The organism is Achromobacter sp. 2789STDY5608615, from assembly GCF_001298995.1.
Classification (GTDB): Bacteria; Pseudomonadota; Gammaproteobacteria; order Burkholderiales; family Burkholderiaceae_B; genus Achromobacter; species Achromobacter insuavis.
Map to the genome: position 1 here is coordinate 15114 of NZ_CYTY01000060.1, position 14153 is coordinate 29266.

Here is a 14153-nt window from a genome sequence, read left to right on the forward strand (position 1 = left end):
ATGTCCGCTTTGCTCACCATCGAAGGCGTGTCGATGCGCTTCGGCGCCTACCAGGCGCTGGATCGCATCGACCTGGCGATCCAGCAGGGAGAGTTCGTGGCGCTGCTGGGCCCCAGCGGCTGCGGCAAGACCACGCTGCTCAAGTCGATCGCCGGTTTCCTGCAGCCGGAATCGGGCCGCATCCTGATCGACGGCCAGGACGTCAGCCGCCTGCCGGCGCATCGCCGCCCGCTCAACACCGTGTTCCAGAACTATGCGCTGTTCCCGCACATGACGGTGCTGGAGAACGTCGCCTACGGTCCGCGGCGCCAGGGCGCGTCGAAATCCGACGCGGCGGATCGCGCCAGGGATGCGCTGGACATGGTCGGCCTGGCCGACTTCGGTCCGCGCTATCCCCGCGAAATGTCCGGCGGCCAGCAACAGCGGGTGGCGCTGGCGCGCGCCATCGTCAACCAGCCCAAGCTGCTGTTGCTGGACGAGCCGCTGTCGGCGCTGGACCTGAAGCTGCGCAAGCGCATGCAGCTCGAACTCAAGCATCTGCAAGCCCGTCTCGGCATCGCCTTCATCTTCGTCACCCACGACCAGGAAGAAGCGATGACCATGGCGGACCGCGTCGTGGTCATGCACGCCGGCCGCATCGAGCAGGTCGGCGCCGGCACCGACATCTACCGCCAGCCGGCCACCCGTTTCGTCGCCGAGTTCATCGGCGATGCCAACTTCATCGCCTATACGGTGGCCGATGACGGCGCCTTGATGCTGGATGCCCAGGGCCTGCGCGTGCCGCTCGCCCAACGTCCGGCGACGGCGCGCGGCCTGGCCGTGCTGCGGCCCGAGGACCTGAAGCTGTGCCAGCGCGCCGATGCCATGCTGACGGGCACCGTGAGCGACGTGATCAACGTGGGCAGCCACAGCATGATCCACGTCGACATCGGCGGCCAGACCCTGGTGGCGCGTCACGGCGGCCTCGCGCCCGGCGGCCTGCATGCCGGCGGCGAGGTGGCGCTGGCGTTCGCGCCCGAACACCTGCACCTGATCGGCGGCCAGCCATGATGCGGCGCGCCTGGCTCTCCCCCGGCCTGCTGCTGGCGGCCCCGGTGCTGTTCTTCGCGGCCTTCTTCCTGGCGCCGCTGGCGGTGGTGGCGCTGGCCAGCGCCACCGGCGGGCCCGACGGCCTGACGCCGACGGCCGCGCAATACATGAAGGTGCTGGCCGACCAGTACCACTGGGACGTGATCCTGGTGACGTTCCGGCTGGCCCTGTTCACCACCCTCGCCTGCCTGGCGCTGGGCTATCCGCTGGCCTGGTACCTGGTGCGCGTGGTGCGCTGGCAGGCCTGGCGCCGCGCCTGCGTGATCCTGCTGGTGGTGCCGCTGTTCACCAGCAACATCGTGCGCGCCTTCGGCTGGATGGTGCTGCTGGGCCGCAACGGCCTGGTCAACCAGGGCCTGATGGCGACCGGCGCGGTGGACCGGCCGATGCGCTTCATCGGCACCGAGCTGGGCATCCTGATCGGCATGGTCTACGTGCTGCTGCCGTTCGTGGTGCTGGCGGTCGGCAATGCGCTGGCGCGGGTCGACCCGGCCTGCGAACAGGCCTCGGCCGACCTGGGCGCGAGCCCGGCGGCGACCTTCTTGCACGTGACCTGGCCGCTGACGCTGCCCGGCGTGGTGTCGGGTGCCATCATCGTCTTCACGCTGGCGGTCAGCGCCTACGTGACGCCGGCGCTGCTGTCGGGCGGCCGCGTCACGGTGCTGTCGATGCTGATCTTCCAGCAATACAGCACGGTGTTCGATTTCCACTACGGCGGCGCGCTGAGCATGGTGCTGCTGGTCTTCACCCTGATCCTGGTGGCGCTGGCCAATCGCGCCGCCACCTTGCCGGGAGCCGCGCGATGATCGCCCGCCACCTGATCCGCCTGACCGCGCTGGCCGTGCTGGCCTATCTGGCGCTGCCGCTCGTGGTGATCCTGGGCGCGTCGTTCACCGCCACGCCGTACCTGGCGTTCCCGCCGCAAGGCTGGACGCTGGAGTGGTACCGCACCTTGCTGGTCGAGGCCGGCTATGTGGCCGCGTTCACCACCAGCACGGTGCTGGCGCTGGCCGCCACGGTGGCCGCGGTGCTGCTGACGGTGCCGGCGGCGATGGCGCTGGCGCGCTACGAGTTTCCGGGCAAGGCCGCGCTGACCTCGGTGCTGATGTCGCCGCTGGTGCTGCCGCACATCGTGCTGGGCGCGGCGCTGCTGCAGTTCGGCGCGTACTTCGGCCTGACCCGCAGCTTCCTGTCGCTCCTGATCGGCCACGTCGTGATCATCGCGCCGTTCGTGCTGCGCTCCACTCTGACGCTGCTGACGCCGGAACAGCGCGCGCTGGAGGAAGCCTCGGCCGACCTGGGCGCCAACCCCTGGACCACATTCTTCCTGGTGGTGCTGCCGCAGATCCGTCCGGGCATCGTGACCGGTTCGATCTTCGCCTTCATCTCGTCATGGATCAATGTGGAGCTGTCGATTTTCAACACCACGGCGGACCTGAACACCATCCCCGTGAAGCTTTTCAATTACGTGCAATACACGATTGATCCGACCATCGCAGCCGTATCGGGCGCCACGATCGTGGCTGCGGTCGTCGCCATCGTGATCCTGGATTTGACCGTCGGGCTGGACATGCTGTCCGAACGCGGCAAATAACTTTCCTCTTCCCCCTATCTACCGCCTGGAGTCACTGTCATGCGCAAGCAAGACGCGTTCGATGTCATCTATACCCATACGGAAGGCGAGCCCCTGTGTATCGTCCACAGCGGCATTCCGTACCCCGCCGGTTCCACCATCCTGGAAAAGCGCGCGTTCCTGGAGCAGCACTATGACTGGCTGCGCAAGGCGCTGATGCGCGAGCCGCGCGGCCACAAGGACATGTTCGGCGTGTTCCTGACGCCGCCGTCCAGCCCCGAGTACGACGCCGGCCTGATCTACATCGACGGCACCGAGTATTCGCACATGTGCGGCCACGGCACCATCGCGGTCAGCATGGCCATGGTGGCCAACGGCCTGGTGCCGCGCGGCAAGGACGGCATCACCCGCATCCGCTTCGAGACCACCGCCGGCCTGGTGGTGTCGGAAGTGGCCTCGGAAGGCGACAACGTGCTGTGGACGCGCTTCGAGAACGTGCCGGCCTACGTCGCCGCGCAGGACATCCCGGTGGAACTGCCGGGCTACGGCAAGCTGTCGGCCGACATCGTGTGGGGCGGCAACTACTTCGGCATCGTCGACCTGTCGAACTGCGACCTGCGCATCTCGCCGGACAACGGCACCGAACTGTCGCGCATGGGCCTGATCGTGCGCGACCAGCTCAACGCGCGCCACCGCATCCAGCACCCGACCGAATCGCACATCAACAACCTCAACTTCATCACGTTCTGGCACCAGCCGACGATCGAGGGCGCGTTCTACAAGAACGTGCACGTGTTCAGCGCCGGCCAGCTCGACCGCTCGCCCGGCGGCACCGGCACCAGCGCGATGATGGCCATGTTCGAGGCGCGCGGCAAGATGGGCCTGAACCAGCCCATCAAATCCGAAGGCCTGCTGGGCAGCGGCACCTTCGAAGGCTGCCTGCTGGGCGAGGTCGACCTGAACGGCACCCGCGCGGTGCGGCCGACGGTGAAGGGCACGGCCAGCATCCTGGGCACGGCGCGCTGGGTCATCGACAAGAATGATCCGGTGGGCGCGGGGTTCCTGATCCGCTGAGGATACGGGGCGGCCGGCGCGGGCCGGCCGCCGACCACCGCCGCGCGCTTGGCGAAAGATAGGACGAGAGGAATGGCCCAAAGGACTTGTCGCGTCGTCGTGCCACACATAGGCTATCCAGGTCGCCCACGCCTTTGGAATTCTCTACATGCCACGCCGTCCAACGCCATCCCAACGGCCCCCCCGTACGGGAACACTGCCAATCGGATCCTCCTCCGGAGCTGCCGCCTCCCTATCTACCCAGCGTCGATCAGCGGGACGAAAACGCCTGGCTCAAGCGGCTCGAAGCGATAAGCCGGGCCAGCAAGGCGGATCCATCCCGCCTGCTCACCCCTGGCGAGGTTCTGGCCGCGCTCGCCGCGGAACGCGCCAGACGACCTTCAGGCCGCTGACATGTTCTGCGTCGTGTTCACGCCGGACGCGCTCCGCGACATCGTCAACATGCAACGGTATTTCAGCGCGGCGGGGACTTCCGCAACAGCGGACGGCTATGTCGACGGCGTGATCCAGGCCTGCCTGGACCTGGCCCATTTTCCAAGACGCGGAGCGCGGCGCCATGCCGCCAACCCCAATCTCCGCTTCCTGCATCATCAGAAGCGATGCACCATCGCCTACTCCTTGAACGATGACGGGTCCGTGACCATTATGGGCGTGTTCTATGGCGGCCGCGACTATAGCCACCTGCTCCACGAACCTGCCAGGCCATACCGCCTGAGAACCCACCGGAAACTTGCGGCAATCCCGCCGCCGGGCTTAGGATGGAGTCACGGCCAGACCGTGCGCCGGCGCCAGGCGTCCGGCGCGGACTCTAGCCGGCGCTTGAACCTTGCCAGCGATTCGGGAGCACATCGTGAAGAAAGTTGCTGAGATTCTCAGGGAAAAGGCCAACCCGCCCGTCGTGACCGTCACGCCGGACTCGTCCGTGTACGACGCCATCAAGACCATGGCCGAACGCAGTATCGGCGCCGTGGTGGTGGCGGAGGGCGACGAGGTGCTGGGCATGCTCACCGAGCGCGACTACGCCCGCAAGATCGTGCTGCAGGATCGCTCCTCGCGCACCACCAAGGTCCGCGAAATCATGACCGACTCCGTCTTCTACGTGCGGCCGGAAGACACCCGCGAGCACTGCATGGCGCTGATGACCGAGCGCCACTTCCGCCACCTGCCCGTCATCCAGGACAAGAAGCTGGTCGGCCTGGTGTCCATCGGCGACCTGGTCAAGGACGTCATGAGCGAGCAGAAATTCATCATCACCGAGCTCGAACGGTACATCTCCGGCGAACACGGCTGAATCGCGGCAAGGCCCGGATCGTCCGCCTCGCGGCTACCCCGCCGCGAGGAGCCGCGACGCCGGCACGACCAGGCCGAGTCCGGCCGCCAGCAGCAGCACGAACACCATCCGCTTGACGGTCTTCATCGACCCGGCGGTGGCGTAGCGGCGCGCGACCCAGGTCACCCCGATCACGACCGGCAGGGCCTGCAGGCTCAGCCAGAGCGACGTGGCCATGAACGTGCCCTGCCCCGTCACCAGCGCCAAGCGCACGACCGCGTTCAGTGAAAACAGCACCAGCAGGCTGTTGCGGATGGACGCCAGCGGCAGGGGCTGGCGATACAGGTGATAGACCATGGGCGGGCCGGCGCTGGAGAACAAGCCGCCCAGCACGCCCGAGACCCCGCCGAACAGCACGAACGAGGCGCGCGATGACAGGCGCTCCAGGGGCTGGGTGCGCGCCACCAGCAGCACGGCGCAAGCCAGGATGGTCAGGCCCAGCAGCAATTGCAGCAGCACCGCCATGGCGCCGCTGATCCAGGCCAGCGCCACCACCCCCAACGCCACGCCGGCCAGGCTGCTGACCAGCGCCGGCGTCATCAGGCGCCAATTGACCTGCGGCTTGGCCCGCGCCAGCGTGACCACGGCGTTGACCAGGGACAGCACGCTGACCACGTTGGCCACTTCGGACACGGATGCCAGCTGGAACACGCCGGACAACCCCAGCAGCACCAGGCCGAAGGCGAACCCCGTCATGGTCTGGGCGTAGGTCGCCAGCGCCACACAGGCGAGGAACAACACGTGTTGGAAGATGCTCATGCTGGGGCGGAGTCTGACCTGCCTCGGCTCGGCCCCGCCGCGCGGGATCGCGGCCAGGAGCGGAACGACTGGGGGAACGGCGTATTCAAGGGGCTTGGAACGCCGGCGATCATAGCACCGGGCCCGGCGGCGTCCGCGGGCCTTCGCATACATTTCGTAATAATCAGATGCGCTCATGCACCCCGCCGCCGACGCGCCGCCGCTATCCTTGCGGCCCAGTAAGCCAGCCACGCCCGGCCCGGCCGCGCCATCCCGGCGCCGCCCCGGACGCGGCGCGCCCGCCCTCTCGCATGACACCCAAACAGACCACGATCAATACGGTGACGTTGACCTGCTCGACCTGCGGCAGCGCGCAGTTCACCAAGCTGGATACCAACGAATACCAGTGCAGCCATTGCCACGCCGTCACCCTGGTCGAGGACAACGTCGCCCAGCGCCTGGAGAAGATCCTGCGCGGCATGCAGCAGCCGGCGCCCGCCGCCAAATTGCAGCCGGGCGCGATCATCGCGATCGCGCTGGTGGTGCTGGCCGCGATCCTGGTGCCGCTCACCGCCACGCTGTTCAACAGTGGCTCATCGACCCGCGCCCCCTCGCGCGCCGCCCCGCCGCCCATCGACGCCGCGCTGGTCAAGCTGACGGACGTGCAGGAAGTGCGTGGCCGCGGCCGCAACCAGCTGGTGATGCTGATGCGCAACGAGACCGGCAAGAAGATCGATGCGCCGCGCGTCACCGCCACGTTCTATCAGGGCGAACTGACGCTGTCGTCCACCTCGGGCTCGCCGATGGCGCGCACGCTGCTGCCCGGCGAATACACCCCGGTGACGATCTCCCTGCCCGACACCGCCTACAGCCGCTATGTCCTGAAGCCGGCCACGCCGTCGCTGGCGAACAGCAGCGCCCGCGACGTCGCCGCCGACAAGGTGCAGCTGGTGCGCAACGATGGCGTCTACCGCCTGGTCGGCCTGCTGCGCAACAAGGGCGCGGTGGCCGCCGGCAGCACGCAGATCTCGGTGATGCTGTACGACGAGGACGGCAAGCTGCTGGGCATCGGCAACGGCTACGGCTCGGCCAGCCCGCTCGCCCCCGGCGCGGTGACCTCGTTCGACGTGCGCTGCGAGATGCTGGCCGAAGGCAAGGTCGGGTCCTACGATTACATGGTGCAAAGTGAAAGCTGACCGTTCCCCCGCGCGGCCCCTGTCGCGGCCCGCCCGGGCCGGGCTGGTGCTGATCATCCTCGCCGCTGGCGGCTACGCCCTGGCCAAATACAACGGCCTGTTGCCCTGGGACGCGCCCAAGCCGGCCCAGGCCGCGGCGGCGCCTGCCACGGCTGCGCCAGCGCCCGAGGGTCCCGCCAGCCGCATCGTGCGCGTCAGCCCCGCCAATCCCCGCATCATCGACCAGGTGCGCCTGACCACGGCCGAACTGCTGGACCCGGATTTCGCCCTGTTCGACCCCGCTTCGCTGACCTTGTCGGCGCCACGCCGCCTGCTCAATGAGATCGAGCGTCCGCTGCTGCTGGCCGAAGTGGTCAACCGCAGCGACAAATACGTAGCGCTGTCGCCGGGCATGGATATCTCGGTGTTCGACGGCTCGCGCCCCCTGCGGCTGCGCCAGGAATGGTCGCTGCCGGCCATGCTGTACCCCGGCGAGCGCATTCCGGTGCTGCTGAACGGCGAGAACTTCGAGCGCTATTCCGAGGTCAAGACCGACTGGAAGCCGGCCAAGCGCGCGGCCCTGCCCGGCACCCGGCCGGCGCTGGACATCAGCGTCGAAACCACCGAGGCCGGCGTCGGCACCGGCACGCTGAATTTCACCTACCGCTACCGCTACAAGTACGTCATGGTGCATGGCCGGGTGCGCAACGACGACCACGTCGACGTCGACAACGTCAAGGTCTGGATCAGCCTCTACGACGCGCAGGACAAGCTGACCGGCGCGCGTTATTCGGAGCTGCGCCTGCCCAAGCTCAAGCCAGGCGAGAGCGCCCCGTTCCAGCTGGACGTCAAGCAATACGGCGCCAACTTCGCCCGCGTGGGCGTGGTGTACGACGCCAAGGCCAACTGATCCGCCGCCCCGGGGGCCCGCCCGACAGTCGCGCGCGGCTCCCGGCGTCAACACGGGCTCCCGCTGCCCGAACGCGGGCACGGGGCCTGCCGCAGCGGCCCTCCCATCCTCGCGCCGGGGCGCCGGCCACCAAATCGTCCCCGTTTTCACGCTCCCAAGATCGCCCCGTCCCGCGCCTGGCTGCGCCCCGGCGTGGCCCGCAGACAACGCCTATCGACTCAAGTCTTATATAAGATATAAGACATTTGCTAGCGGCCCCCCCCTCTTCCCTCTACAATTCCGGCGACAACCCTTCTTCCAACCCGACTTTAAGCAGGCCTCAACATGCTGGATACTTACCGCCAACACGTTGCCGAACGCGCGGCTCTGGGGATTCCCCCGCTGCCCCTGACGGCAAAACAAACCGCTGAACTGATCGAACTGCTGAAGAACCCGCCCGCGGGCGAAGAGCAGAACCTGGTCGAGCTGCTGACCCACCGTGTTCCGGCCGGCGTGGACGATGCCGCCAAGGTCAAGGCCTCGTATCTGGCCGCCGTGGCCCTGGGCACCGAAGCTTGTGCCCTGATCAGCCGCGCCAAGGCGACTGAACTGCTCGGCACCATGCTGGGCGGCTACAACATTGGCCCGCTGGTCCAACTGCTCGACGACAAGGAAATCGGCACGATCGCCGCCGACGCCCTGAAAAAGACCCTGCTGATGTTCGACGCCTTCCACGACGTGAAGGAAAAGGCCGACAAGGGCAATGCCAACGCCAAGTCCGTGATGCAGAGCTGGGCCGACGCCGAATGGTTCACCAGCCGCCCGGAACTGCCCGAGAGCCTGACCATCACGGTCTTCAAGGTGCCTGGCGAAACCAACACCGACGACCTGTCGCCGGCCCCGGACGCCACCACCCGCCCCGACATCCCGATGCACGCCCTGGCGATGCTCAAGAACAAGCGCGACGGCGCGGCGTTCGAACCGGAAGAAGACGGCAAGCGCGGCCCGGTCAAGTTCATCGAGTCGCTCAAGGACAAGGGTCACCTGGTCGCCTACGTCGGCGACGTGGTCGGCACCGGCTCCTCGCGCAAGTCGGCCACCAACTCGGTGCTGTGGTTTACCGGCGAAGACATCCCCTTCGTGCCGAACAAGCGTTTTGGCGGCGTGTGCCTGGGCAACAAGATCGCCCCGATCTTCTACAACACCATGGAAGACGCCGGCGCCCTGCCGATCGAACTCGACGTTTCCAAGATGGAAATGGGCGACGTGGTCGAACTGCGCCCCTATGAAGGCAAGGCCATCAAGAACGGCGAAGTCATCGCCGAATTCGAAGTGAAGTCCGACGTGCTGTTCGACGAAGTGCGCGCCGGCGGCCGCATTCCGCTGATCATCGGCCGCGGCCTGACCGCCAAGGCGCGCGAAGCGCTGGGCTTGGCGCCGTCGACGCTGTTCCGCCTGCCCAAGGACCCGGCCGACACCGGCAAGGGCTTCTCGCTGGCCCAGAAGATGGTCGGCCGCGCCTGCGGCCTGCCGGAAGGCCGCGGCATCCGCCCGGGCACCTACTGCGAACCGAAGATGACCTCGGTCGGCAGCCAGGACACCACCGGCCCCATGACCCGCGACGAGCTCAAGGACCTGGCCTGCCTGGGCTTCTCGGCCGACCTGGTGATGCAGTCGTTCTGCCACACCGCCGCCTATCCCAAGCCCGTGGACGTCAAGACGCACCACACGCTGCCCGAGTTCATCAGCACCCGCGGCGGCGTCTCGCTGCGTCCGGGCGACGGCGTGATCCACTCGTGGCTCAACCGCATGCTGCTGCCGGACACCGTCGGCACCGGCGGCGACTCGCACACCCGCTTCCCCATCGGCATCTCGTTCCCCGCCGGCTCGGGCCTGGTCGCCTTCGCCGCCGCCACCGGCGTGATGCCGCTGGACATGCCGGAATCGGTGCTGGTCCGCTTCAAGGGCAAGCTGCAGCCCGGCGTCACCCTGCGTGACCTGGTCAACGCCATTCCGCTGTACGCCATCAAGGCCGGCCTGCTGACGGTCGCCAAGCAAGGCAAGAAGAACATCTTCTCCGGCCGCATCCTCGAAATCGAAGGCCTGCCCGACCTGAAGGTCGAACAAGCCTTCGAACTGTCGGACGCGTCGGCCGAACGTTCGGCCGCCGGCTGCTCGGTGCGCCTGAACAAGGAACCGATCATCGAGTACATCAACAGCAACATCGTGATGCTCAAGTGGATGATCGCCAACGGCTACGAAGACGAGCGCACGCTGGGCCGCCGCATCAAGGCGATGGAAGCCTGGCTGGCCAATCCCCAGCTGCTGGAGCCGGACGCCGACGCCGAATACGCCGCTGTCATCGAGATCGACCTGGCCGACGTGCACGAGCCCATCGTGGCCTGCCCGAACGACCCGGACGACGTCAAGACGCTGTCGGAAGTCGCCGGCGCCAAGATCGACGAAGTGTTCATCGGCAGCTGCATGACCAACATCGGCCACTTCCGCGCGGCGTCCAAGCTGCTCGAAGGCAAGCGCGACATCCCGGTCAAGCTGTGGGTGGCCCCGCCCACCAAGATGGATGCCACGCAGCTGACCGAGGAAGGCCACTACGGCGTGTTCGGCACGGCCGGCGCCCGCACCGAAATGCCGGGCTGCTCGCTGTGCATGGGCAACCAGGCGCAGGTCCGCGAAGGCGCGACGGTGATGTCCACCAGCACCCGCAACTTCCCGAACCGCCTGGGCAAGAACACCAACGTCTACCTGGGTTCGGCCGAACTGGCCGCGATCTGCTCGAAGCTGGGCCGCATCCCGACCAAGGACGAGTACATGGCCGACATGGGCGTCATCAACAAGAGCGGCGACCAGATCTACCAGTACCTGAACTTCGACAAGATCGCCGACTACAAGGACGTGGCGGACGTGATCGAGGTGTAAACCTCGCCACGTAGGCTCGCCTGCGACACGGCCCCGGAGCGATCCGGGGCCGTTTTCATTGGCGCCGCCAAAACGGCCGGATCCCGCGGAAATCCGTCTTGATCGGCCGGTTGGAGGCAAAAAAAACGGGGGCGGAACTTTTCCAGCGATACGTTTTCATACAATCACAGCAAACCGTGACAAACAAAACGTAACCGCCGCCCGCCGGCGCCTGGAGAAGACCACCAATGACACGGCTCTTGATGCCGCTGCCGCTGCTGGCCGCGCTTGCCGGCTGCGCCACCGCCCCGCCCTCGAATCCCGAGAACATCTGCGCCATCTTCCGCGAAAAGCCGGACTGGCACGATGCCGCGCTCAAGGTGCAGAAGAAATGGGGCGCGCCGGTGCCGGTGCCGATGGCGATGATGTACCAGGAGTCCAGCTTCAAGCAGGACGCGGTGCCGCCGCGCTATTACTTCCTGGGCATCATCCCGTGGGGCCGCGTCAGTTCCGCCTATGGCTACGCCCAGGCCAAGGACGAGACCTGGGCCGACTACAAGAAGGATGCCGGCGGCTGGGGTTCCAGCCGCGACAACTTCGCCGACGCCCTGGACTTCATGGGCTGGTACATGAACAAGAGCCAGCGCCTGAACGGCATCTCCAAGTCGGACGCCTACGGCCAGTACCTGAACTACCACGAGGGCTGGACCGGCTACCGCAACCGCAGCTACGACCGCAAGGCGTGGCTCAAGACGGTGTCAAAGAAAGTGCAGGCGCGGGCCGACAAATTCGCCAGCCAGTACAAGAGCTGCGAAAAGGACCTGACCCGCGGCGGCTGGTTCTTCTGAACCCGGCGCCTCAGGCCTGCACGCCCAGCCGGTAGACGACCGTGTCGAGCCGGCTCACGCCGCGCTCGGCGAACTTGGGTTCCTTGGCCAGGATGTCGCGGCGGTCGATGATGACCGCCGGCGAGACGCCGCTGAACAGCGTCCGCATCTCGGTGTCCAACACCGCGAACGGCGGCCCGTCCATCTCTTCCTGCGGGTAGTCCAGCGTGATCAGCAGGCCGCGGTAGCCGGGCGACAGTTGCCCGTAGACGTGGCGCACGTACTCGCCGCGCATCTCCACGGGCAGCGCCACCAGCGCGGCTCGGTCATACGCGCCGACGCAGTGCGACAGCAGCGGTGCATCCAGCTTGAAGATGTCGCCGCAGATGATCTCGATATTGCCCGCCACGTAGTGCCTGCCGTAGGCGCTGTCCTGGATCACCGGCTTGAGCTCGTTCTCGACGAAGAACTGCTCGACCGCCAGTTGCGACAATTCCACGCCCAGCACCTGGAAGCCTTGCGCCGCCAGCCAGACCATGTCGAGGGATTTGCCGCACAGCGGCACCAGCACCTTGCCGCCCGCGGGCACCGAGAGTGTCGGCCAGTATTTCTGCAGCAGCGGCGTCACTCGTGTTTGATGAAAATGCGTGCGCCCGTCGCGCCAGCGTTCCAACCAGAATTCCGCGTCCATGTTTGTTCTTATCCTCCGGAAAATAGCGAATCGCGTGATTCGCGGCAGCGCCGCGCGCCGGTGCGCGGGCTGGCAATCACGCTCTCGGATGCTACCTGTCCGCGGCCGGAACTACGTTGCGAACAAGCGCCCGAAAGGCGTGCTTACCGATGCCCGGCGGCGGCAACGCCCCGGCCGGGCGCCGGTTCTCCCATTGTAGTGATCCTGGTGATCCGGGTATCGGGCTCAAGCATGCCGGCTCCGCCGGCGCGGCGACGGCGCCGACCTAGGGTTTGTTCCAGGTCATCGGACGCATCCAGACGGGGGGCTGCCCCGTATTTGCTAGTGACGGCCAACCAAAAAGGAGATCGTCATGAAATTGCTAGCTTCGATTGCCATCGCCTGCTCCGCCCTGACCCTGTCGCCCACCTATGCGGCCGACGTCATGGTCGGCGGCCAACCGATGATGCCCGGCAAGACCATCGTCGCCAACGCGGTCAATTCGGCCGACCACACCACCCTGGTGGCCGCGGTCAAGGCCGCCGGCCTGGTGGACACGCTGCAGGGCAAGGGTCCGTTCACGGTGTTCGCGCCCACCAATGCCGCCTTCGCCAAGCTGCCGGCCGGCACGGTCGACACCCTGGTCAAGCCCGAGAACAAAGCCACCCTGACCAAGATCCTGACGTACCACGTGGTGCCCGGCAAGCTGGACTTCGACGCGCTGGCCGCCAAGGCCAGGAAGGGCGGCGTCACCGAGCTGACCACCGCCAGCGGCGGCAAACTGTGGGTGATGATGAACGGCAAGCACAACCTCATCGTCAAGGACGAGAAAGGCGGCGTCGCCAACATCAGCACCTACGACGTCTACCAGCCCAACGGCGTGATCCACGTGATCGACAGCGTGCTCATGCCCAAGTAAGTCCATCTCGGGATATCGTAGGGGGTCCAGCCCCCTCTTCCCGACCCTCATGATCGCAACGCCGCATCGTCCTTTTCGATTGTCGCCAGGCTGGCGGCTCGCCGCGGCATGGCTGGCGGACCGGCGCGCCGGCCGGCGGCATTGGCGGCCAGTGATCCGCTGCCTGCTGGCTGCCCTGCTGCTGGCGGGCCACGCCACCGCCCGCGCGCAGCCGCAACCGCCGCTGGAATTCGACAATGCCTACCAGGCCGAGCTGGCCGCCGAGAGCGCCGCCTTGCGCGCCCGCATCCAGCAATGGCCGGCGCCGCTGCAGGAGATGAACCAGCAGATCTCCGCCGCGCTGCGCGCCAACGACCCGGCGCGGGCGCAGCGCATCGCCGAAGCCCTGTCGCAACGCGATCCGGGCAACGCCGATGTCAGGAACTTCCTGGGCAAGCTGCAAACGGTCAACGGCCAGCCCGCCGCGGCGCTCGAACGGTTCGACGAAGCGATCGGGCTGAACCCGGACAACCGCTGGTTCTATGTGAGCAAGGCCGGCATCCAGGCCGAACTGCGGGATCTGCCCAACGCGCTGGCCACGACCCGGATCCTGACGCAACGCTATCCGCAGTGGAGCATCGGCCTGAACCTGGAAGCCGCCCTGCTGGACGGCCTGGACCAGACCGAGGAAGCCCTCAAGGCGTACGAGCGGGCGGTGGCGGCGACGCCGCCCAGCGCCCAGATACTGACCAACCAGGGCATGCTGCTGCGGCGGCTGGGCCGCCAGGCCGACGCGCGCGTCAGCTACGAGGCCGCGTTGCGGCTGCAACCCGGCTATTCCCGCGCGAGCGCAGAGCTGGCATCGTTGCCGCGCTAGCGCCGCTTCTTTCAACACTTTTCGTCCCGCCTTGCCGCGACCCGCAAGCCATCCGCCGCCACAGGAGCCCCCATGTCTCGCACGCCGCCTGCCCCCC

14 protein-coding genes are annotated in these 14153 nt (G+C 67.1%); 12 read left to right on the plus strand and 2 right to left on the minus strand.

The features are described from left to right. From AOZ49_RS29455 to AOZ49_RS29475, 6 genes are all read left to right on the plus strand, one after another. Nucleotides 1-1050, plus strand: coding sequence for an ABC transporter ATP-binding protein (locus tag AOZ49_RS29455; RefSeq protein ID WP_054479419.1), 1050 nt, complete (start codon nucleotides 1-3; stop codon nucleotides 1048-1050). Continuing rightward, a complete protein-coding gene (locus AOZ49_RS29460) occupies nucleotides 1047-1895 on the plus strand; it encodes an ABC transporter permease (RefSeq protein WP_082380635.1) in 849 nt (282 codons plus the stop codon). Before AOZ49_RS29455 ends, AOZ49_RS29460 begins: the two co-directional genes overlap by 4 nt. After that, nucleotides 1892-2683 (plus strand): ABC transporter permease, encoded by a 792-nt coding sequence (locus AOZ49_RS29465; RefSeq protein ID WP_054479421.1) that lies wholly within the window; start codon nucleotides 1892-1894, stop codon nucleotides 2681-2683. Before AOZ49_RS29460 ends, AOZ49_RS29465 begins: the two co-directional genes overlap by 4 nt. A 39-nt stretch (nucleotides 2684-2722) precedes the next feature. After that, complete coding sequence (locus tag AOZ49_RS29470; RefSeq protein ID WP_054479423.1) at nucleotides 2723-3736, plus strand: proline racemase family protein; 1014 nt, start codon at nucleotides 2723-2725, stop codon at nucleotides 3734-3736. A 393-nt stretch (nucleotides 3737-4129) separates the two neighbouring features. Beyond that, complete coding sequence (locus AOZ49_RS32160; protein ID WP_082380636.1) at nucleotides 4130-4603, plus strand: type II toxin-antitoxin system RelE/ParE family toxin; 474 nt, start codon at nucleotides 4130-4132, stop codon at nucleotides 4601-4603. Further along, complete coding sequence (locus AOZ49_RS29475; RefSeq protein WP_035359324.1) at nucleotides 4587-5027, plus strand: CBS domain-containing protein; 441 nt, start codon at nucleotides 4587-4589, stop codon at nucleotides 5025-5027. The genes AOZ49_RS32160 and AOZ49_RS29475 overlap by 17 nt, the downstream gene beginning before the upstream one ends. A 33-nt stretch (nucleotides 5028-5060) precedes the next feature. On the opposite strand, the gene AOZ49_RS29480 is transcribed toward AOZ49_RS29475, so the two are convergent. After that, nucleotides 5061-5825, minus strand: a complete 765-nt coding sequence (locus AOZ49_RS29480; protein ID WP_054479425.1) for a TSUP family transporter — start codon at nucleotides 5823-5825, stop codon at nucleotides 5061-5063. 290 nt (nucleotides 5826-6115) lie between these two features. Between AOZ49_RS29480 and AOZ49_RS29485 the strand changes: the two genes are divergently transcribed. The 4 genes from AOZ49_RS29485 (at nucleotide 6116) to AOZ49_RS29500 (ending at nucleotide 11632) form a co-directional block, all read left to right on the plus strand. Further along, nucleotides 6116-7000, plus strand: a complete 885-nt coding sequence (locus tag AOZ49_RS29485; protein ID WP_054428332.1) for an FxLYD domain-containing protein — start codon at nucleotides 6116-6118, stop codon at nucleotides 6998-7000. Beyond that, nucleotides 6990-7889, plus strand: coding sequence for an FxLYD domain-containing protein (locus tag AOZ49_RS29490; protein ID WP_054428334.1), 900 nt, complete (start codon nucleotides 6990-6992; stop codon nucleotides 7887-7889). Before AOZ49_RS29485 ends, AOZ49_RS29490 begins: the two co-directional genes overlap by 11 nt. 324 nt (nucleotides 7890-8213) lie before the next feature. Further along, nucleotides 8214-10805, plus strand: a complete 2592-nt coding sequence (acnB, locus tag AOZ49_RS29495) for a bifunctional aconitate hydratase 2/2-methylisocitrate dehydratase (RefSeq protein WP_054428336.1) — start codon at nucleotides 8214-8216, stop codon at nucleotides 10803-10805. A 227-nt stretch (nucleotides 10806-11032) separates the two neighbouring features. Next, nucleotides 11033-11632 carry a transglycosylase SLT domain-containing protein gene (locus AOZ49_RS29500; protein ID WP_054428338.1) on the plus strand — a complete coding sequence of 200 codons (600 nt, stop codon included), beginning with the start codon at nucleotides 11033-11035 and terminating at the stop codon, nucleotides 11630-11632. Nucleotides 11633-11642: 10 nt separating this feature from the next. Here the strand turns inward: AOZ49_RS29500 and AOZ49_RS29505 are convergent, their stop codons facing one another. After that, nucleotides 11643-12302 carry a thiopurine S-methyltransferase gene (locus AOZ49_RS29505; RefSeq protein WP_054428340.1) on the minus strand — a complete coding sequence of 220 codons (660 nt, stop codon included), beginning with the start codon at nucleotides 12300-12302 and terminating at the stop codon, nucleotides 11643-11645. 352 nt (nucleotides 12303-12654) lie between these two features. Here AOZ49_RS29505 and AOZ49_RS29510 point away from each other — a divergent pair, with 352 nt between their 5' ends. Both AOZ49_RS29510 and AOZ49_RS29515 read left to right on the plus strand, forming a co-directional pair. Next, nucleotides 12655-13200, plus strand: a complete 546-nt coding sequence (locus AOZ49_RS29510) for a fasciclin domain-containing protein (RefSeq protein WP_054479426.1) — start codon at nucleotides 12655-12657, stop codon at nucleotides 13198-13200. 151 nt (nucleotides 13201-13351) lie between these two features. Next, the gene (locus tag AOZ49_RS29515) at nucleotides 13352-14056 is read left to right on the plus strand and encodes a tetratricopeptide repeat protein (RefSeq protein ID WP_054479428.1); all 705 of its coding nucleotides are present in this window, start codon (nucleotides 13352-13354) and stop codon (nucleotides 14054-14056) included. The last annotated feature ends 97 nt before the right edge of the window (nucleotides 14057-14153 follow it).

Excerpts from the sequence above, each read along its gene's own strand:
- AOZ49_RS29455 (WP_054479419.1), top strand. The coding sequence starts at position 1 with ATGTCCGCTTTGCTCACCATCGAAGGCGTGTCGATGCGCTTCGGCGCC.
- AOZ49_RS29460 (WP_082380635.1), top strand. The coding sequence starts at position 1,047 with ATGATGCGGCGCGCCTGGCTCTCCCCCGGCCTGCTGCTGGCGGCCCCG.
- AOZ49_RS29465 (WP_054479421.1), top strand. The coding sequence starts at position 1,892 with ATGATCGCCCGCCACCTGATCCGCCTGACCGCGCTGGCCGTGCTGGCC.
- AOZ49_RS29470 (WP_054479423.1), top strand. The coding sequence starts at position 2,723 with ATGCGCAAGCAAGACGCGTTCGATGTCATCTATACCCATACGGAAGGC.
- AOZ49_RS32160 (WP_082380636.1), top strand. The coding sequence starts at position 4,130 with ATGTTCTGCGTCGTGTTCACGCCGGACGCGCTCCGCGACATCGTCAAC.
- AOZ49_RS29480 (WP_054479425.1), bottom strand. The coding sequence starts at position 5,825 with ATGAGCATCTTCCAACACGTGTTGTTCCTCGCCTGTGTGGCGCTGGCG.
- AOZ49_RS29485 (WP_054428332.1), top strand. The coding sequence starts at position 6,116 with ATGACACCCAAACAGACCACGATCAATACGGTGACGTTGACCTGCTCG.
- acnB (WP_054428336.1), top strand. The coding sequence starts at position 8,214 with ATGCTGGATACTTACCGCCAACACGTTGCCGAACGCGCGGCTCTGGGG.
- AOZ49_RS29500 (WP_054428338.1), top strand. The coding sequence starts at position 11,033 with ATGACACGGCTCTTGATGCCGCTGCCGCTGCTGGCCGCGCTTGCCGGC.
- AOZ49_RS29505 (WP_054428340.1), bottom strand. The coding sequence starts at position 12,302 with ATGGACGCGGAATTCTGGTTGGAACGCTGGCGCGACGGGCGCACGCAT.
- AOZ49_RS29510 (WP_054479426.1), top strand. The coding sequence starts at position 12,655 with ATGAAATTGCTAGCTTCGATTGCCATCGCCTGCTCCGCCCTGACCCTG.